The following is a 17,605-nucleotide window of genomic DNA, read 5'->3' as shown; positions in this document are numbered from 1 at the left end:
TTGTGGGCTGTCGGCCCTGTCTTTGCCGGCGGCAAGGACAGGGCCGGGATTATCGCCTGTTCTAGTATGGTTTTATGACATTACAAGCAACAAGATCAAGGGTTTGGTATTAATACGGAAGGATGAACGCCGCCGGCGGCGGCGTTGCGACGGGGTTTTCAGTCGTGGACTTGCAGCCGGCCGCTGGCGATGGCGGCCTTGAACACCTGGTAATCGGCTTCCACCTGGTCGGCGTAGGCCAGCGCGTAGCCGGCGATGGCCTGGTCCAGCTTGTCGCTGTCGCCCACATAGCCGGCCAGTTGGGCGGCTTGGCCGCCGGATTTGGAGTGCGCGCGCGCCAGCGCCCAGGCGCAGGCCTGGCCGTAGGCGGTCAGCGCTTCCGGCGTGGCGAAGGCTTCCAGCGACGGCGCCGCCTTCATGTCGCGCAACTGGCGCACGTAGAAGTGACGGCCGGCCGGGCCGGTGGTCCAGCCCAGGAACAGATCGCTGGCCGCCTGCATCAGGCGCTGGCCGAACACCACCCGCTTGCCCTGGTGGCCGTGCACGCAGGCCTGGGTGTAAGGCTCCAGCACCGAGGGGCGCGCCTCCTTCAATTGCAGGAACAGCGGCTGGTCGAAGTTGTCCTGCAACAGCATCACCAGACAGCGGGTGCCCACGCTGCCCACGCCCACCACCTTGAACGCGCAATCCACCAGCCGGAAGCGCTCCAGCAACTGACGGCGGTCTTCCTTCAAGGTGTCGATGTAGTTGTCCAGCATCGGCTTGACCAGAGCCTCGGCGTCGTCGGTGGACAGCCAGCTGTCGTCGTTGTCCAGCAGGGTGTTCTTGTCGTGTAGATGGAAGATCACCGGCGGGTTGTCGCGCAGCCGCAGGGTGCCGTCCTCCAGCTCCGTCATCTTGGGCAGCAGTTTTTCCTGGGTCTGGTGTCTGGCCTTGTCGGACAGCTTGAGCATTTGCTGGCGGATGGCGTCGGTGGGCGCGCGCTCCAGCAATTGTTCGAAGCCCACCTTGGTGTACCACAGCTCCAGTTGTCCCATGCGGGCGTATTCGTTGACGCGGCGGCGGTAGACCTCGCTGGCGCGGCACACCATGTCCCGCGCCTGGCTTTCGCTGAAGCCTTGGCCGCGAGCGGCCAGCACCAGGCTGACCGCCAACCGTTTCAGATCCCATTCCCACGGACCGTGGTGGGTTTCATCGAAGTCGTTGATGTCGAAGATCAGCTGCCGTTCAGGGGAGGCGAAGAAGCCGTAGTTCATCAGGTGGGCGTCGCCGCAGATCTGCAGCTTCAGGCCGCTGGAGGGATTGGCGGCCAGATCGGCGGCCTGGATCATGGCGAAGCCGCGGAAAAAGGTGAAGGGCGAAACCTGCATCCGGCTGTAGCGCAGCGGAATCAGGCCCTGCACCCGGCCCTGCGAGGTGTGCTCCACCATGGCGAGGATGTCGCGCGGCGCGCTGAGCCGGTTTTCGGCTTGCAGCGTGCGGGAGCAGGCTTGGCGCAGCGCCTTGCCGGCGGCGTAGTGCAGTTCGTACTTGGCGTGGTAATTGGACATGCGGGCTCCTGGACGAAGATCTCCTGTCCAGTGTAACCGCTGGAGAATTTTTGTCAGCGGGACTGGCTGTCAAACGCCGGCTCCGCTTATCCACAAACTTGTCCCCGTTTCATCCACATTACACACAGCGAGCCGCGGGTTTCAAAAGTTGTGCACAAGCGGAAAAGGCAAGCGGACGCAATCAAACCGGGGGTCTGCCGGAGGCTTTTTAATGTTATCCACAGTTTTGTGCACAGTTTGCGCACACTTTCCACAGCCGCGGAGCCGCGGCCGGCGCTGTCCACAGCCCGGCCGGGGAGGGGCTCAGGCGCGCTGAGCGCAGTCCGTGACCAGTTTGCGCCATGCCTTGCTGTAACTGAGGCCATGGGTGTTCACCGTCAGCTTGCTGGCGTCGCCGTCCGGGCGGATGAGGATTTCCAGCCCGTCTTTCTGGGTGGCCGGATTGGTCAGACGCACGGTCTCGCCGCCGTCTCGGCCGCGTTCGCGTTCGATGTATTCGCTGGGAATGCGCAGCTTGCGCATGCGTTCGTCCAGGCAGCTGGCCACGGCGGGCGGCGAGGCCTTGGCCTTCAGCGTGGCGACGGGGTCGCTCAGGTTGGCGAGAGCAGGCATGACCGCGCAGCTCAGGGCGACGCCCAGCGCGGTTTGAAGCAATAGGGATTTGCAGTGTTCGATCAGAATGGGCATGGCGTTCTTGCGTCGGGACGGGATATGGGGTTGGAAGCCCGGCGCCGCGCGCAAGTTCGAGTTAGGCCGGTTGCAGGTGTTAAGGAGTTTGAGACGGCGGAGCCGCGGCGGGCTGGGCGCCGCTTATTCAGCCATGCAGCGCGGCGGATTCGCCGACGATGGCGAGCAGCAGCCAGATTTGCCAATAACTGCTGCGCGCCAGCGAGTCGGCGCCGCGCAGTTCCAGACTGCGCTGGATGCGCAGCTGGCTTTGCCAGCGCATCAGGCCGCGCGAAGCGCGGACTTCCAGCAGCAGCAGCGGGGCCAGGGTCAGCAGTTTGAGCATGAACAACGGTTGTTGCAGCCGGGCGGGGTCCAGCGAGAGCAGGCCCAGGCCGCTGACGGTCCACAGCGTCAGCGCCAGCAGCCACCAGCGGTGGCAGCGAAACAGCTGCGGGGTTTGATTGGGGAATTGCTGCTGGCGCAGCAGGCCGGCTCGGCTCCAGAGGGCGGCCAGGCCGGCGCCCAGAGCCAGTAGATGCAAGCTTGCCAGCAACCAATGCCACAACATGGTCCGACTCCCGCCCCCAAGAGATGCCCTACACGGTAAACAGGGGCGAGGCGGCTGGCAAGCTTATTCGGCTAGCCGTTTGACCGGCGCCGGGCTCAGCCGTCGAAGCGCTGGCCGGCTTGAGCGCGGCGCAGGAAATCCAGCATCGCCGGCACGCGCTCGGAACCCTCGACCGGGGACCAGGCGGCCAGGTTCTGGTCCTGCAGCGGCAGATACGGGCCGTGCTTGACTTCGAACACCACGCTGCCCGGTTGCAGCGACACCACCGAGTGCCAGGTGTTGGCCGGCATTTCGAAGACGCGCGCGCCGTCCGCGCCCAAGCGATGGCGGCCTTGCACCACGCCGGCCTCGTCGAAAACGATCACTTCAAAGGCGCCGCTGAGCGCGATCAGCATCTCCCAGCTGTGGTCGTGGCGGTGTGGGCGGACATAGGTGTCCGGCTCCATGGCGATGGCCAGGCGCTGGATCGGGTCTTCCAGCTGGACGTGGAAATTCTGATTGGCGCGCAGGCGCGGCGCACAGGCGGCTTTGGCCGACAGCGCGGCCAAGTCTTGTTGGTTCAGGGTCAGCATGGAATCGCCCGGTATGGAAGCAAAGCAGCGATTATCAATGAAAACGCCGCCGGCAGCGAGGCCGGCGGCATAGCGAAAGCCGCTCAAGCAAGCGGCCTTCGATGCGGCGGGATCAGGAACGGATATGGCCGTCGCCCAGCACGATCCACTTCTGGCTGGTCAGACCGGTCAGGCCCACCGGGCCGCGCGCGTGGATCTTGTCGGTGGAAATGCCGATTTCCGCGCCCAGCCCGTATTCAAAGCCGTCGGCGAAGCGGGTGGAGGCGTTGACCATCACGCTGGCGGAGTCCACCTCGCGCAGGAAGCGGCGGGTGCGGCCGTAGTCTTCGGACACGATGGCGTCGGTATGGTGGCTGCCCCAGTGGTTGATATGTTCGATGGCTTCGTCCAGATCCTTGACCACCTTGACGGCCAGGATGGGCGCCAGGTATTCGCTGGCCCAGTCGTCTTCCCCGGCTGGACGAACCTTGTCGCCCAGGATGGCGCGGGTGCGTTCGCAGCCGCGCAGCTCCACGCCTTTTTCCCAATAGGCCGCAGCCAGGCGCGGCAGGATGAATTCCGCGAAGGCGGTGTGCACCAACAGAGTTTCCATGGTGTTGCACGTGCCGTAGCGATGGGTCTTGGCGTTCAGCGCGATGTCGAAAGCCTTGTCCGGGCTGGCGGTGTCGTCGATATAGACATGGCAGTTGCCGTCCAGATGCTTGATTACCGGCACCCGCGCCTCGGCGCTGATGCGGGTGATCAGGCCCTTGCCGCCGCGCGGCACGATCACGTCCACGTATTGCGGCATGGTGATCATCTCGCCCACTGCGGCGCGGTCGGTGGTGGCCAGCACCTGCACCGCCTCGGCCGGCAGGCCGGCTTCGCGCAGGCCCTCGTGCACGCAGGCGGCGATGGCCTGATTGCTGTGGAAAGCCTCGGAGCCGCCGCGCAGCAGCGCGGCGTTGCCGGATTTCAGGCACAGGCCGGCGGCGTCGGCGGTGACGTTGGGGCGGGCCTCGTAAATGATGCCCACCACGCCCAAGGGCACTCGCATCTTGCCCAGCTGGATGCCGGAAGGACGGTAGGCCATCTCGCTGACCTCGCCCACCGGGTCCGGCAGCGCGGCGATTTGGCGCAGGCCTTCGGCCATGCCGGCGACGGTATTCTCGTTCAAGGCCAGGCGGTCCAGCAGCGCCGGCTCCAGGCCGGCCTTGCGCGCAGCCTCCATGTCCAGGGCGTTGGCGGCCAGCAGCTGCGCCTGCTCGCGCAGGATGGCGTCCGCCATCGCCAGCAGCGCGCGGTTCTTCTGCGCGGTGTCGGCGCGGGCCAGTTCGCGGCTGGCTTTGCGGGCGGCCTTGCCCGCCTGTTGCATATAGTCTTTGACGTTCATCGTGGAAACTTCCGAGAGCCAGAATAGAGGATTGACTCTGAGAGTAAACCAAAGCGGAGAGGGCGGCCAGAGCGGTGCGCGCGCCGCTGGAGCGCGCGGGAATGCGAAGAGGGTGGGGCGGGCTTGTTAGATGATTGAGGGATAAGAGTATTTCACAATATTATTTATGGATATAACAGTCCTTGGGTATAGTCGGGAACATCTCGGGAACATCGCCGATCATCCATTCAGAAAAGGTCTGTCCATGAAGCTCCGTCTCGCCCTGGCCGCCCTGTTGCTGGCCTCGTCAGGCTCCGCGCTGGCCGACGCCACATTGCTCAACGTGTCCTACGACGTGATGCGCGACTTCTACAAGGACTACAACCCGGCCTTCCAGAAAGCCTATAAGGCCAAGACCGGCGAAACCGTCACCCTGCAGCAGTCGCACGGCGGCTCCAGCAAGCAGGCGCTGGCGGTGGCCAACGGCCTGGCCGCCGACGTGATCACCATGAACCAGGCCACCGATATCGACCTGCTGGCGGGCAAGGGCCTGGTGCCGTCCAACTGGGCCAGCCGCCTGCCCAACCACGCGGTGCCGTTCACCTCCACCATCGTGTTCCTGGTGCGCAAGGGCAATCCGCAGCAAGTGCGCGACTGGAGCGATCTGGCCAAGCCGGGCCTGAAAGTGGTGATCCCCAATCCCAAGACTTCCGGCAACGGCCGCTACAGCTATCTGGCGGCCTGGGGCTATGCGCTGAAACAGCCGGGCGGCAACGAGGCCAAGGCCCAGGATCTGGTGGGCCGCATCTTCAAGAACGTGCCGGTGCTGGACGGCGGCGGCCGCGCCGCCACCACCACCTTCATGCAGCGCCAGATTGGCGACGTGCTGGTGACCTTTGAGAACGAGGCGGAAATGATCGCCCGCGAATTCGGCCGAGGCGGCTTTGAACTGGTTTACCCCAGCGTGTCCGTGCTGGCCGAGAACCCGGTGTCCGTGGTGGACAAGGTGGTGGACCGCAAGGGCAGCCGCAAGCAGGCGGAAGCCTATCTGCAATACCTGTGGAGCCCGGAAGGCCAGAAACTGGCCGCCGACAACTACCTGCGGCCGCAAGACCCGGCGGTGGCCAAGCAGTTCGCTTCCCGCTTCCCGGCGGTGAAAACCTTCACCGTGGCCAGCGTGTTCGGCTCCTGGACCGCGGTCAATCAGAAGCACTTCGCCGACGGCGGCAGCTTCGACCAGATCTTCAGCAAGAAATGAGCGCGTGATGGCGGCCAGCGGCTTCAATCTGATCAATAAGCGCCACTCGGTGCTGCCCGGCTTCGGCCTGTCTTTCGGCATCACCCTGTTCTGGCTGGGCCTGATCGTGCTGCTGCCCTTCGCCGCGCTGCTGTGGTCGGCGCACGGCATGGGCTGGGCGGCCTTCGTCGACGCGGTGGCCCATGAGCGCGTGGCCGCCGCCATCCGCCTGTCCTTTGTTTCCGCCGGCATCGCCGCGCTGATCAATCTGCTGTTCGGTTTTCTGGTGGCCTGGGTGCTGGTGCGCTACCGCTTTCCCGGCAAGCGGCTGATAGACGCATTGGTGGACCTGCCGTTCGCGCTGCCCACCGCGGTGGCCGGCATCGCGCTGACCACGCTGTACGCGCCCAACGGCTGGATAGGCCAATACCTGGAGCCGCTGGGCCTGAAAGTGTCGTTCACCCCGCTGGGCATCATTGTGGCGCTGACCTTCATCGGCCTGCCCTTCGTGGTGCGCACGGTGCAGCCGGTGCTGGAAGACCTGGAGCGCGAGCTGGAAGAAGCCGCCACCTGTCTGGGCGCCGGGCGCTGGGATATTTTCCGGCGCGTGATCTTCCCGGCGGCGTTGCCGGCCTTGATCACCGGCGGCGCGATGGCCTTCGCCCGCGCCACCGGCGAATACGGCTCGGTGATCTTCATCGCCGGCAATATCCCGATGGTGTCGGAAATCGCCCCGCTGATCATCGCCGCCAAGCTGGACCAGTTCGATCAAAACGGCGCGGTGGCGGTGGCGCTGGTGATGCTGGCCATCTCCTTCCTGTTCCTGTTCGCCATCAATCTCATCCAATGGTGGGCCGCGCGCCGCCACGGCGCGGGTAAATGATATGCAAAGCCTGACCACTGAATCGCGCACGGTGCGCTATCTGCTGACCGGCCTGGCACTGGCCTTCTTGTTCCTGTTCCTGCTGGTGCCGCTGCTGGCGGTGTTCTGGGAAGCCTTCCGCAAGGGCTGGGACTTGTACCTGGCCGCGCTGGTGGAGCCGGACGCATGGGCGGCCATCAAGCTGACGCTGACCGCCGCCGTCATCGCCGTGCCGCTGAACCTGGTGTTCGGCGTGGCGGCGGCCTGGGCCATCGCCCGTTTCGAATTCCGCGGCAAGAGCTTCCTGACCACGCTGATCGACCTGCCGTTCGCGGTGTCGCCGGTGGTGGCCGGCCTGATGTACGTGCTCTTGTTCGGCGTCAACACCGCGCTGGGCGGCTGGTTGCAGCAGCACGGCCTGCAAGTGATCTTCGCCGTGCCCGGCATCGTGCTGGCCACCGTCTTCGTCACCTTCCCCTTCGTGGCCCGCGAGCTGATCCCGCTGATGCAGGCCCAGGGCGCGGACGAGGAGCAGGCGGCGCTGGTCTTGGGCGCTTCCGGCTGGCAGACCTTCTGGCGCGTGACCCTGCCCAATGTCAAATGGGGCCTGCTCTACGGCGTGATCCTGACCAATGCCCGCGCGATGGGGGAATTCGGCGCGGTCAGCGTCGTGTCCGGCCATATCCGCGGCCAAACCAATACCATTCCGCTGCATGTGGAAATCCTGTACAACGAGTACAACTTCGTCGGCGCCTTCGCCTGCGCTTCGCTATTGGCCTTCCTCGCCCTGGTCACCCTGGGCGTCAAGAGCCTGGTGGAGTGGCGGATGGCGCGACAGAGCGACGCCGCCGCGGAACGCAGCTCGGCCGCTCGCCTGGCCGCCGCCGGCCGCGCCATAGCCAAGGACCAGCCCGCATGAGCATAGAAATCCGCAATATCCGCAAACAGTTCGGCGACTTCGTCGCGCTGGACAATGTCAGCCTCAACGTGGAAGCCGGCGAACTGCTGGCGCTGCTGGGGCCGTCCGGCTGCGGCAAGACCACCTTGCTGCGCATCATCGCCGGCCTGGAACAGCCGGACGCCGGGCAAGTGCTGTTTTCCGGCGCCGACGCCACCCACACCCATGTGGCCGAGCGCGAAGTGGGCTTCGTGTTCCAGCATTACGCGCTGTTCCGCCACATGACAGTATTCGACAACGTGGCCTTCGGCCTCAGCGTCAAGCCGCGCAAGAGCCGGCCCGGCAAAGACGAAATCCGCGACAAAGTGATGCAGCTGCTGAAAATGGTGCAGCTGGACTGGCTGGTGGACGCCTATCCCGGCCAGCTGTCCGGCGGCCAGCGTCAGCGCATCGCGCTGGCGCGCTCGCTGGCGGTGGAACCCAAGGTGCTGCTGCTGGACGAGCCCTTCGGCGCGCTGGACGCCAAGGTGCGCAAGGACCTGCGCCGCTGGCTGCGCGATCTGCACAACGATATGCACATCACCAGCGTATTCGTCACTCACGATCAGGAAGAGGCGCTGGAAGTGTCGGACCGGGTGGTGGTAATGGACCACGGCCACATCGAGCAAGTGGGCCGTCCGGACGATATCTACGAAAACCCGGCCACCCCCTTCGTCACCCAGTTCCTGGGCGATGTGAATTTGTTTCACGGCCGCATCGAGCGCGGTCAGCTGCAGATCGGCGGCTACGCTCATGCATTGGAAGGGCTGACGCTGGCCAGCGGCGACGAAGCGGTGGCCTATGTGCGCCCGCATGATCTGGACCTGTCGCGCCAGGCCGACGGCGCGCTGGCGCAGGGCACGGTGGAGCATATCCACGCGGTGGGGCCCATTGTGCGGGTGGAGCTGGTGCAGGCCGACGGCCGGAGCATTGAGGCGGCGGTGAGCAAGGAGCGTTACCGCGAGTTGGGCGTCTTGCCTGGCGACAGCCTGTATGTGACGCCGAAGAAGCTGTCGGTGTTCGCCAAGCAGGAAGGTCAGGATTACGTGATTTGAGTGTTGCGGGCAGCGTTGGCGCTGAGTCTGTTTCGTTGGAAAGAGAAAAGCACCGTTCGTCCCGATAAGGGGGAACGGTGTTTTTTTATGGTCTTTGCTAAGAACCTGTTTACGATCTGCTGCGCGTCGGCGATACGGTGTTGAAACCAAGCTCAAAATGCTCATGTACCATGAGTACATTCCGCTTTTTCGCTCGTTTTCGCCTTGTCTCGCCCTAACTCGCGAGATCGTAAACAGGTTCTAAGTGGCGCCGGTATTTCAGTCTAGGCTTTCGATTTGACTAATGTACCAAAATTGGTACCATTCAAGTATGAATGCCCCCATCCTGGATGTTCGTTTCTACCAGACGGCAAGCGGTACGGAACCCGTGCGTGATTGGTTGAAAGCGCTGGAGGCTCCGGACCGAAAAGTCATAGGCGCAGCCATCAAGACGGTCCAGTTTGGCTGGCCGCTTGGCATGCCCTTGGTGCGGAAAATGGCTAAGGATTTATGGGAGGTCCGCATCCATCTGCCTGGGCGTATCGCCAGAGTGATGTTCACCGTGGTCGCGGAGGCGATGGTTCTGCTGCATGGTTTCATCAAGAAGTCGCAGGCCACCGCGAAGGAAGATTTGGGGCTGGCGCTTGCGCGGCTTAAACAGCTAGGGAATACATGATGAACAAAGAGCATATCGGCAGCTGCTTCGATGACTTTCTGGCCGAAGAGGGCATGCTGGAAGAAGCCACGGCAATTGCCGTGAAGCGGGTGATCGCCTGGCAGATTCAGCAGGAAATGAAGGCGCAGAAGCTGAATAAGACGGCTATGGCAAAGAAAATGCATACCAGCCGCGCGGCCTTGAACCGCTTGCTGGATGACACGGATACCAGCTTGACGCTGGCTACGCTGGCAGGCGCCGCGACGGCGCTTGGCAAGAAAATCAAGGTGGAGCTCGTTCCCGCCTGAAGCGTGTTCTTGATCCAATACGAGCAAAAAGCACCGTTCCCCATCAGGAAAACGGTGCTTTTTTTATGATGGTAGCTGTGTTGATGGCTAAATCCGTCGGCCGGGTTTAATGCCGGCGTCGCGTGTGCCGCGCCTCCAGCCAAGCGCGCAGGATTTGCGCGTCGTGCAGCTGGTGTTGGCTGTCGAGATGGCGGTAGACCCTAACCCGGCGCGCGCCCAGCCACAGCATGTGTTCCAGATAGTTGAAGAAGCCCATCCAGTGGCCGCGCTGGCTGCGGTCGCCGAAGTCGATGTCGCGGGCGACGCGGCTGAGCAGGCCGGAGCCGACGTAGTCCGGATTGTCCTTCAGCCATTGAAGCAGATGGGCGGCGCATTCGCGGCCGTAAGCGCAGGCGATGTCGTAGTTCTCGGAGGCAGCGGGCATTTGCCAGTAGTGGGGATAGTCGCGGGAAGGCAGGTAGCGAACGAAGGGGAGCAGGGTTGCCTGCTGTTCGCGGGCGGCTAGTTTGTAGCGGCGGCGGGAAGGTAGGGTGTAAGACATGGTGTTTCTCCTGCTGTGACACAAGATAAACCACCTGCCGGGTGAGGCTGAGGTATTAGGCAGGCGCGTGAGCGGATTGGCGTACCGGGTGAGCTTTCAAGCCGGTGAGTGCATAGCACTCTCCTCCCACGCACCTGCCAAATGGCGCTGCAATGGAAAAACAACCTACGCAGCATGCTGCGTAGGTTTGCTAAAGCTCACAACGGGACGCCAATCCCGGTGCCGCATGTGGGCGGCAACGGGGGGATTGTTCCTGAGGGAGTGCTTGGGGTCAAGGCGGGGTGGTTGCTTTGATTGAGCGTGGCTTAGTTGTTGAGTGATCTGGATTTTGAATCCGCTGCGCGGATGATGATTTTGATTGCCGGGGCTGCCCGGCGAGCAGGGAGAGGATATTTGCTTGGCCAAATATCCTCTCCACTCCTAAAGGCCACCCTGCAAGCCTGGCCTACGGCTTCCCGCCCCTCCCCGTCTTATGCCCTCACAACGCTGCGCTTGCCTCGCTTGGTCAGCGCGGAAAGCGGCACCCAAATCATCATCCGCAAAGCGGATGCAATAACCCCCTCACGCAAACGCCAAAGCCCCGGTCAAATCCCCCGGCGGCTGCGCGCCGCGCGCGCGGAAGGCCGCATTGCGCGCGCTCACCCCCTCCAGCTCCGGCAAATCGTGCAGCCGGCTGATGAAACGGATGATGGACGTGGTGTCATAAAAGGTGTGATCCACATGCCCGCGCTTGGCGAACGGCGAGACGATGATCGCCGGAATCCGCGAGCCCGGCCCCCAGCGGTCCCCCTGCGGCGGCGCCACATGGTCCCACCAGCCGCCGTTCTCATCGTGGGTGATCACCACCAGCATATGCTTCCACTGCGGCCCGCTCATCAAATGCTGCAACACATTGGCCACATGACGGTCGCCGGACTCCACGTCGGAATAACCGGCGTGCATGTTCAGATTGCCCTGCGGCTTGTAGAAGGCCACCGCGGGCAGTTTGCCGGCCACAGCATCGGCGATGAAGCGGTTGGAAATCGGGCTGTCGCCCAGGCCTCCGTCCAGCAGATGGCGCTCGCGGGCGGCGCTGCCGGGCGCGAACTGGCGGAAGTAGTTGAAGGGCTGGTGGTGGTACTGGAAGTTGGGCGCGTCGCCGCCGCCCTTGCCGTCCAGCGCCGCCTGCCAGCTGCCGCCGTACCAGGCCCAGTCTATGTGCTTCTCGGACAAGAGGTCGCCTATGGTGCGGTAGCTTTGCGGCGGCAGGGTGCTGGGGTCTTGCGGGTCGGCGTAGCGCTTGTCGCCGCCTTCCGCTGGCCGTACAAAGCTGGGCTGGTAGGGCGGGGCCATGGTGTTGACCGCGTAGCCGTCCGGGGTGATGGCGCCGTTGTTGACGAATTTGGGCGGGCCGTCCAGCGCGGAGGCCGGGGATTTGGGGTCCAGCGCCAACTGGTGGCCGGTGGGCCCGTCGGCCAGTACGGCGATTTTCTTCTTGGCCGGGGTCTGGGCGGCGTTGAAGTATTCCGGGGTGCGCGCGGAGATCAGGAATTGGTGGTTGAGGTAGGAGCCACCGAAGGCCGCCATGAAGAAGTTGTCGCACAGGGTGAAGCGGCGGGCGATCTGCCATTGGTTGAGCGTGCGAGCAGTGTCCGGGTAGTGGCCCATCACCAGCGCGCCGGAATCGGCCCAGGCGACGAACTGGTCGTTGCGGCCGTCGTTGATCTGCATCTGGTTGTGATAGAACAGATGACAGAGATCGCGGGTGATCACCGCTTCCGGCAGCGGCTGGCCTTCGGCGTCCCTCAGCGGAAACGGCGCGTTGGGCAGGCCGTGGATGTCTTTTTCTTCGATGAAGTAGCGCTTGCCGGCCACGGTCTGGCCGGTGGGCACCAGGCCGCCCCAGATCTTGGGCAGGCCGGACAGCGGCTGGCCGTCGCGGTCGCGTTGCTGCGCCTGTTCCGGCTTGACCGCGCTCAGCGGCTGGGCCACGCCGGGGAAGTTGCCGTAGAGGTTGTTGAAGCTACGGTTTTCCAGGTAGATCACCACCACGTTCTTGATATTGGCCTTGAGCAGCGCGTCCAGCCTGCCGCGGCGCGGGTGGCTGCTGGGCGCGGCGGCGGCGGGCAAGGCGCAACTGGCGCCGATGGCGGCCAGGCCTTCGAACAGGCGGCGGCGGGAGGGGTCTTGCGGGGCGTCCGTTTCGGCTGGCAACGAGCTGTCCTGTTCATCGGCGGCGGTCATGATGTGTCCTTGTCTGAGAGCATGCGGTGTGGTCCATCATCCCGCCGCCGCGTTGCGGCAGGATGTCGGCGTTTAGTCGGCGCGCAGCGCGGCGGCGCGCGCTTCCGCCAACGGCTGGCGAATTTCCTCCGGCAGGAATTCGCGGAACAGCGTGTCCGCCGGCGGCTGATCGCGTAGCAGTTCTATCGGGTCGCGGCCGTCTATGCTGCCGAGATTGGGCGCATGAACGAAGTAGCCCAGCAGCCTTTGCAGCCGCGGCGGCAGCGTGCGGGCCAGTTCGTGGGAAACGGCGAGATATTGGTTTTCCGCCTGGCGCAGCCAGCCCAGGTTGTAGCTGATGACCACGCCGGTGCGCGCTTGGTCGCTGTGGTTGGCACCGCCGCAGTGGGTCAGCGAGCCCAGGTAGATCAGCACCGAGCCGGCGGGCATGGCGGCGCTGATGACTTCTTCCGGGCGGGCTTCGCGCGGCTCGGGCCAGCGGTGGCTGCCGGGCACGACGCAGGTGGCGCCGTTCTGTTCGGTGAAGTCGTCCAGCGCGTACATGCAGTTGATCATTTTTTCCGATCCGGGCGCGGTGCCGGGGAACATCAGATCGTCGCTGTGCAGGAATTGGCGCGGTTCGCCGGGGCCGATGCTGATGGCCTGGGTCAGATTGAGCTGGTATTCGCGGCAGCCGCGCAGCAGGAAGGCGTCCATCACTTGCAGGATCAGCGGATGGGCGGCGAGTTCTCGGGTGACGGGCACGCGTTCGATCAGACCGCTGATCCTGCGCGTGGCGTAGCCGTAGAAATCGCCCTGACAGGGGGCGGAGCGGTCCAGCAACGGTTGCAGTTGGGCGCGGAACTGGGCCAGGCTTTCCGGGGTCAACAGCTGTTCTATCACGATGCCGCCGTCTTGTTCTAACGCGGCGATCAGGGTTTCCGGCGCGGTGTCCGGGCGGAAGCGTTGCAGGCTGGGCATGTGGTGGATTCCATCGTTTTATCTAATGAACCGGCGGCCGGGCCGCGGCGGTGTGGATGTCGAGCGATGTTATCTTCCGGATAGTCGTCGTGTTTGTGGAGCCGGCCTTTAGATCAGGTGGCGGACTATCTACGTAGTGAATGTATTTATTAATGTGAATGGGCGCTTGCCGCGGCTTGTGCGCGGCGGAGCGTCACCTTACCCTGGGCCTTCTCCGCCACCTAAGTTTTGGAGTCCACATGAGTGTGTCTTTGTTGAGCCGTTACGCTTTCTTCTCCTGTTGCCTGTTGTTCACCTTGTTCAGCCTGCCTTTCGTCCATTACGAGTGGTTGTGGCCGTTCACGCTGGCGGCGGCCGCGCTGACGCTGCTGGGGGTGTTCGATCTGCTGCAAACCCGTCACGCGGTGCGGCGCAATTACCCGATCCTGGGCAATATCCGTTACCTGGTGGAAAGCATCCGTCCGGAAATCCGCCAGTATTTGCTGGAGTCCGACCGCGAGCAGCTGCCGTTTTCGCGCGCGCAGCGCTCCCTGGTGTACGCGCGGGCCAAGAACGAGGGCGCGGACAAGCCGTTCGGCACCTTGATCGATGTGTACCAGCCGGGCTTCGAGTTCATCAGCCATTCGATGCGGCCGGCGCCGCTGAGCGATCCGGCCGGTTTCCGCGTGGAGATCGGCGGCCCGCAGTGCGCGCAGCCGTATTCGGCGTCTCTGTTCAATGTGTCGGCAATGAGTTTCGGCGCGCTCAGCGCCAACGCCATCCGCGCCTTGAACCAGGGTGCGCAACGCGGCGACTTCTATCACGACACCGGCGAGGGCAGCATCAGCCCTTACCACTTGGAACATGGCGGCGCGCTGGTGTGGGAGCTGGGCAGCGGCTATTTCGGCTGCCGCGACGCGGCCGGCGGTTTCGACGCGGAGCGCTTCGCCGAGCAGGCGCGCAATCCGCAGGTGAAAATGATTGAGATCAAGCTGAGCCAGGGCGCCAAGCCCGGCCACGGCGGCATTCTGCCCAAGCACAAGGTGACGCCGGAAATCGCCGCCACCCGCGGCGTGCCGCTGGGGCAGGATTGCGTGTCGCCGTCGCGCCACAGCGCGTTTTCCACGCCGATCGAACTGATGCGCTTCATCGCCCGGCTGCGAGAGCTGTCCGGCGGCAAGCCGGTGGGCTTCAAGTTCTGCCTGGGTCACCCGTGGGAGTTCATGGGCATCGCCAAGGCGATGCTGGAAACGGGGGTTCTGCCGGATTTCATCGTGGTGGACGGCAAGGAGGGCGGCACCGGCGCGGCGCCGCTGGAGTTCACCGACCACATCGGCGTGCCGCTGCGCGAGGGCCTGCTGTTTGTCCACAATGTGCTGGTGGGGTTGAATCTGCGCGACAAGATCAAGATAGGCGCCAGCGGCAAGCTGGTCAGCGCCTTCGACATCGCCAGCGTGCTGGCGATAGGCGCGGACTGGGCCAATTCCGCGCGCGGCTTCATGTTCGCCATCGGCTGCATCCAGAGCCAGAGCTGCCACACCAACCGCTGTCCCACCGGGGTGGCGACGCAGGACGCGCTGCGCCAGCGCGCGCTGGTGGTGCCGGACAAGGCGGACCGGGTGTTTCATTTCCACCGCAACACCATGAAGGCGCTGGCGGAGATGCTGGCCTCAGCCGGGCTGGAACATCCGTCGCAGCTGCGGCCGCACCACTTGGTGCGCCGCGTCAGCGATACCGAGATCCGCCTGTTTTCTCAGCTGCACGTCTTTTTGCAGCCGGGCGAGTTGTTGGAGCCGGAGATCAAGGCGGCCTTTTACGGCCGCATGTGGCAGATGGCGCGGGCGGACAGCTTCGAGGCCCAGCCGGCCTGAGCCTATTGCGGGGCGGAGGCGGCGCCGCTTTCTTCGTCGTCCGCGTCCTTGGGCGGCGGCACGATGCGCCATTGGCCGTCCTGGCGGCTGAAGCGCATCCGTTGTTCGCGCTCCACCGGCTTGCCGGTGAGCTTGCGGGCCTGATAGCTGACTTCGCAGTCCAGCGTGGCGTTTTCCTCGTCGTTCTGGCAGTCGTTCACCGCGGTGACGCGCAGGTCTTTGAGCGTGGACTCCACCATGGAGCGCATCAGCAGGGTGTGGGTGGATTCCGGCTTGGAATCGAATGAGGCGAGCGCCTGGGCCTTGAAAGCGGCTTCCGCCTCGGCGGGCGTCGGCTGTTCCGTCGGCGCGGCTTGGGCGAAGCCGGCGGCGAGACCGGCGATCAATATGATGATGTGTTGTTTCATGCCGCGACTTTAAGCCGGTTTGGCCGGCGGCGGCAAGCTGGGCGGCGGTCCCGGTCTTTACTTGCGGTGGTGGGCGATCAGCTTGGCCAGCGCGGCGCTGACCAGTGGATTGCTGACGCTGGCGGCGGCTTCTTCCATGCCGTCCAACGCGTTCTGGCTGATTTTCAGCTTTTTTTCACGCGGCTTGCGCGCCAGGCGGACATCCACCTTGACCCGGGTCTTGCCGGCGATAAAACCTTGCTTGGCCAATTGCGGCAACAGGCCGGGGGCCAGCATGCGCAAGCGGGCGGCGATGATGCCGGTGTCGGTGTAAATCACCAGCTCGTCGTCGCGGATGCGCACGGCGCGGCAGCTGCCGACCAAGAGCGGCGGCAGCAGTTTCTGAAAGGCGCGGTCCAGCTTCATCAGCTCTTTGGCCTCGGCGGTGAGCCGGGTCAGGGTGCTGTCTTTGCTGGCGATGTCGTTGAATTGGCGTCCGAACATGGCGGGCAGTCTAGTGAAAACAGTCCATTGTAGCCGCTGAGGGGGGCGCTTGGGGAGCCTTGGGCCGGCGGCGCCCCCAAGTCTTACTGTCCGCCTTCCACATCCTCCAGACTGAAGGTTTCGCTGTGGTCGTTGTAGGAGAAGATTTCCGCGTAGCGCCCCCAGCTGATCACGGTGTCCAGCGTCTCTTCGGCGGTTTCGTCGGACAGCGAGTCTTCCAGCTCCTGGGCGAAGCGCAGCCGCGGCGCGCGCTGGCCCGGACGTTCCTGCAGCACTTTGCGGATGTGGGCGGCCATGGGAACGTGGCGCAGCAGGTGTTCGGCGAACTGCACTTTGCGTTCCTGGGTGCCGTAGTCGGCGAACAGCTTGCCGGCGGCGGTGAGCAGGATGTCGCCGTCCTTCAGTTCGGCGAAGCCCAGGTGTTCCAGGATTTCCGCCACCGGGAACAACTCATCCACTTCCAGCCGCAGCTTTTCCGCGATTTCCGGCATGTCCGCCTTGCCGTGATACGGCGCTTGCGCCACTTCCTCGATCAGGCCGGCCATCAGGTTGGTGGAGACCTCGCTCAACTGGCTGCCGATTTCCAGCGGCAGCTTGTGCAGGGTGTGGGCGCTGCGGCGCGCGGTCATCAGCGCGTAGATGTCGTCCACCATTTTGCGGAAGGCCGGGTCCAGCCGATTGCGGCGGTGCGGGAAGGGCACTTTGATTTCCGCCACCACGCGGCCGGGATTGGACGACAGCACCAGGATGCGGTCGCACATGAACACGGCTTCTTCGATATTGTGGGTGACGATGAGCACGGACTGGATGGGCAACTGGCCTTCGCTCCACAGATCCAGCATATCGGTGCGCAGCGTTTCGGCGGTGAGCACGTCCAGCGCGGAGAAGGGCTCGTCCATCAAGAGCAGGGTGGGGTTGACCACCAGGCCGCGGGCGAAGCCGACGCGCTGGCGCATGCCGCCGGACAGCTCGCGCGGGTAGGCGTTTTCAAAGCCGTCCAGGCCGATCAGGTCGATGGCGGCCAGCGCGCGGCGGCGGCGTTCCTTGGCTTCCACGCCCAGCGCTTCCAGGCCGGCCTCCACGTTTTGCAGCACGGTCAGCCAGGGGAAGAGCGCGAAGGTCTGGAACACCATGGCCACGCCTTCGGCTGGGCCGGTCAAGGGCTTGTCGTGGTAGCGGACGTCGCCGCTGCTGGGCTTGATCAGGCCGGCGATGATGCGCAGCAAGGTGGATTTGCCGGAGCCGGAACGGCCCAGCAGGCCGACGATCTCGCCTTCGCGCAGCGTCAGGTTGACGTCGTCCAGCACCTGGATTTCGTCATTGCCCTTGTTGAAGCCGCGGCAGACATTTTTCAGCTGGAAGATTTCCCGTCCCGGGGTGGTGGTGTCTAGTGTCATG

Annotated in this window: 18 protein-coding genes; 7 read left to right on the top strand and 11 right to left on the bottom strand. The window is 64.3% G+C overall.

From position 1 onward, the window contains the following. Positions 1–158: 158 nt before the first annotated feature. The 5 genes from NK214_RS00395 to NK214_RS00375 form a co-directional block, all read right to left on the bottom strand. On the bottom strand, positions 159–1,550 hold the full coding sequence (locus NK214_RS00395) for a DUF2252 domain-containing protein (protein WP_253313511.1): 1,392 nt from the start codon (positions 1,548–1,550) through the stop codon (positions 159–161). Positions 1,551–1,853: 303 nt separating this feature from the next. Continuing rightward, positions 1,854–2,237, bottom strand: a complete 384-nt coding sequence (locus tag NK214_RS00390; RefSeq protein WP_253313510.1) for a hypothetical protein — start codon at positions 2,235–2,237, stop codon at positions 1,854–1,856. 127 nt (positions 2,238–2,364) lie between these two features. Further along, entirely contained in the window at positions 2,365–2,787 is a 423-nt protein-coding gene (locus tag NK214_RS00385; RefSeq protein ID WP_235084933.1) for a DUF2214 family protein, read from the bottom strand. A 95-nt stretch (positions 2,788–2,882) separates the two neighbouring features. Continuing rightward, positions 2,883–3,359 (bottom strand): WbuC family cupin fold metalloprotein, encoded by a 477-nt coding sequence (locus NK214_RS00380; protein ID WP_107797845.1) that lies wholly within the window; start codon positions 3,357–3,359, stop codon positions 2,883–2,885. A gap of 112 nt (positions 3,360–3,471) precedes the next feature. Further along, positions 3,472–4,731: a glutamate-5-semialdehyde dehydrogenase gene (locus tag NK214_RS00375; protein ID WP_253313509.1), complete on the bottom strand. Its 1,260-nt coding sequence runs from the start codon at positions 4,729–4,731 to the stop codon at positions 3,472–3,474. Positions 4,732–4,975: 244 nt separating this feature from the next. On the opposite strand from NK214_RS00375, the gene NK214_RS00370 reads away from it, so the two are divergent. The 6 genes from NK214_RS00370 to NK214_RS00345 all read left to right on the top strand — a co-directional run bounded on the left by NK214_RS00370 (position 4,976) and on the right by NK214_RS00345 (position 9,743). Further along, positions 4,976–5,968, top strand: a complete 993-nt coding sequence (locus NK214_RS00370) for a sulfate ABC transporter substrate-binding protein (RefSeq protein ID WP_253313508.1) — start codon at positions 4,976–4,978, stop codon at positions 5,966–5,968. A gap of 7 nt (positions 5,969–5,975) precedes the next feature. After that, complete coding sequence (cysT, locus tag NK214_RS00365; protein WP_048408327.1) at positions 5,976–6,830, top strand: sulfate ABC transporter permease subunit CysT; 855 nt, start codon at positions 5,976–5,978, stop codon at positions 6,828–6,830. A gap of 1 nt (position 6,831) precedes the next feature. Further along, entirely contained in the window at positions 6,832–7,728 is an 897-nt protein-coding gene (gene cysW / locus NK214_RS00360; protein ID WP_253313507.1) for a sulfate ABC transporter permease subunit CysW, read from the top strand. Further along, positions 7,725–8,801 (top strand): sulfate/molybdate ABC transporter ATP-binding protein, encoded by a 1,077-nt coding sequence (locus NK214_RS00355; protein ID WP_253313506.1) that lies wholly within the window; start codon positions 7,725–7,727, stop codon positions 8,799–8,801. Before cysW ends, NK214_RS00355 begins: the two co-directional genes overlap by 4 nt. 310 nt (positions 8,802–9,111) lie before the next feature. Continuing rightward, positions 9,112–9,456, top strand: coding sequence for a type II toxin-antitoxin system RelE/ParE family toxin (locus tag NK214_RS00350; protein WP_107797849.1), 345 nt, complete (start codon positions 9,112–9,114; stop codon positions 9,454–9,456). Beyond that, entirely contained in the window at positions 9,456–9,743 is a 288-nt protein-coding gene (locus NK214_RS00345) for an XRE family transcriptional regulator (protein ID WP_253313505.1), read from the top strand. Before NK214_RS00350 ends, NK214_RS00345 begins: the two co-directional genes overlap by 1 nt. A gap of 106 nt (positions 9,744–9,849) precedes the next feature. On the opposite strand, the gene NK214_RS00340 is transcribed toward NK214_RS00345, so the two are convergent. From NK214_RS00340 to NK214_RS00330, 3 genes are all read right to left on the bottom strand, one after another. Continuing rightward, a complete protein-coding gene (locus NK214_RS00340) occupies positions 9,850–10,284 on the bottom strand; it encodes a hypothetical protein (protein ID WP_253313504.1) in 435 nt (144 codons plus the stop codon). Positions 10,285–10,845: 561 nt separating this feature from the next. After that, positions 10,846–12,507, bottom strand: coding sequence for an acid phosphatase (locus NK214_RS00335; RefSeq protein ID WP_253313503.1), 1,662 nt, complete (start codon positions 12,505–12,507; stop codon positions 10,846–10,848). Between the two features lie 72 nt (positions 12,508–12,579). Next, positions 12,580–13,467, bottom strand: coding sequence for a phytanoyl-CoA dioxygenase family protein (locus NK214_RS00330; protein ID WP_253313502.1), 888 nt, complete (start codon positions 13,465–13,467; stop codon positions 12,580–12,582). Between the two features lie 239 nt (positions 13,468–13,706). Between NK214_RS00330 and NK214_RS00325 the strand changes: the two genes are divergently transcribed. Beyond that, a complete protein-coding gene (locus NK214_RS00325) occupies positions 13,707–15,317 on the top strand; it encodes an FMN-binding glutamate synthase family protein (protein WP_227106497.1) in 1,611 nt (536 codons plus the stop codon). A 2-nt stretch (positions 15,318–15,319) separates the two neighbouring features. Here the strand turns inward: NK214_RS00325 and NK214_RS00320 are convergent, their stop codons facing one another. The 3 genes from NK214_RS00320 to NK214_RS00310 all read right to left on the bottom strand — a co-directional run bounded on the left by NK214_RS00320 (position 15,320) and on the right by NK214_RS00310 (position 17,604). After that, positions 15,320–15,724 (bottom strand): hypothetical protein, encoded by a 405-nt coding sequence (locus tag NK214_RS00320; protein ID WP_107797854.1) that lies wholly within the window; start codon positions 15,722–15,724, stop codon positions 15,320–15,322. A gap of 57 nt (positions 15,725–15,781) precedes the next feature. Further along, a complete protein-coding gene (locus tag NK214_RS00315; RefSeq protein WP_048413534.1) occupies positions 15,782–16,207 on the bottom strand; it encodes a DUF721 domain-containing protein in 426 nt (141 codons plus the stop codon). Between the two features lie 83 nt (positions 16,208–16,290). Beyond that, complete coding sequence (locus NK214_RS00310; RefSeq protein ID WP_253313501.1) at positions 16,291–17,604, bottom strand: AAA-associated domain-containing protein; 1,314 nt, start codon at positions 17,602–17,604, stop codon at positions 16,291–16,293. Between the last annotated feature and the right edge of the window lies 1 nt (position 17,605).

Source organism: Chromobacterium sp. S0633 (assembly GCF_024158805.1).
Taxonomy (GTDB): domain Bacteria; phylum Pseudomonadota; class Gammaproteobacteria; order Burkholderiales; family Chromobacteriaceae; genus Chromobacterium.
Note: the sequence above shows the minus strand (reverse complement) of the source record. Positions and strands in the feature narration are given on the sequence as shown.

Bases quoted from the DNA above. Each gene is read 5' to 3' on its own strand.
- NK214_RS00395 (WP_253313511.1), bottom strand. From the start codon at position 1,550: ATGTCCAATTACCACGCCAAGTACGAACTGCACTACGCCGCCGGCAAG.
- NK214_RS00390 (WP_253313510.1), bottom strand. From the start codon at position 2,237: ATGCCCATTCTGATCGAACACTGCAAATCCCTATTGCTTCAAACCGCG.
- NK214_RS00385 (WP_235084933.1), bottom strand. From the start codon at position 2,787: ATGTTGTGGCATTGGTTGCTGGCAAGCTTGCATCTACTGGCTCTGGGC.
- NK214_RS00380 (WP_107797845.1), bottom strand. From the start codon at position 3,359: ATGCTGACCCTGAACCAACAAGACTTGGCCGCGCTGTCGGCCAAAGCC.
- NK214_RS00375 (WP_253313509.1), bottom strand. From the start codon at position 4,731: ATGAACGTCAAAGACTATATGCAACAGGCGGGCAAGGCCGCCCGCAAA.
- NK214_RS00370 (WP_253313508.1), top strand. From the start codon at position 4,976: ATGAAGCTCCGTCTCGCCCTGGCCGCCCTGTTGCTGGCCTCGTCAGGC.
- cysT (WP_048408327.1), top strand. From the start codon at position 5,976: ATGGCGGCCAGCGGCTTCAATCTGATCAATAAGCGCCACTCGGTGCTG.
- cysW (WP_253313507.1), top strand. From the start codon at position 6,832: ATGCAAAGCCTGACCACTGAATCGCGCACGGTGCGCTATCTGCTGACC.
- NK214_RS00355 (WP_253313506.1), top strand. From the start codon at position 7,725: ATGAGCATAGAAATCCGCAATATCCGCAAACAGTTCGGCGACTTCGTC.
- NK214_RS00350 (WP_107797849.1), top strand. From the start codon at position 9,112: ATGAATGCCCCCATCCTGGATGTTCGTTTCTACCAGACGGCAAGCGGT.
- NK214_RS00345 (WP_253313505.1), top strand. From the start codon at position 9,456: ATGAACAAAGAGCATATCGGCAGCTGCTTCGATGACTTTCTGGCCGAA.
- NK214_RS00340 (WP_253313504.1), bottom strand. From the start codon at position 10,284: ATGTCTTACACCCTACCTTCCCGCCGCCGCTACAAACTAGCCGCCCGC.
- NK214_RS00335 (WP_253313503.1), bottom strand. From the start codon at position 12,507: ATGACCGCCGCCGATGAACAGGACAGCTCGTTGCCAGCCGAAACGGAC.
- NK214_RS00330 (WP_253313502.1), bottom strand. From the start codon at position 13,467: ATGCCCAGCCTGCAACGCTTCCGCCCGGACACCGCGCCGGAAACCCTG.
- NK214_RS00325 (WP_227106497.1), top strand. From the start codon at position 13,707: ATGAGTGTGTCTTTGTTGAGCCGTTACGCTTTCTTCTCCTGTTGCCTG.
- NK214_RS00320 (WP_107797854.1), bottom strand. From the start codon at position 15,724: ATGAAACAACACATCATCATATTGATCGCCGGTCTCGCCGCCGGCTTC.
- NK214_RS00315 (WP_048413534.1), bottom strand. From the start codon at position 16,207: ATGTTCGGACGCCAATTCAACGACATCGCCAGCAAAGACAGCACCCTG.
- NK214_RS00310 (WP_253313501.1), bottom strand. From the start codon at position 17,604: ATGACACTAGACACCACCACCCCGGGACGGGAAATCTTCCAGCTGAAA.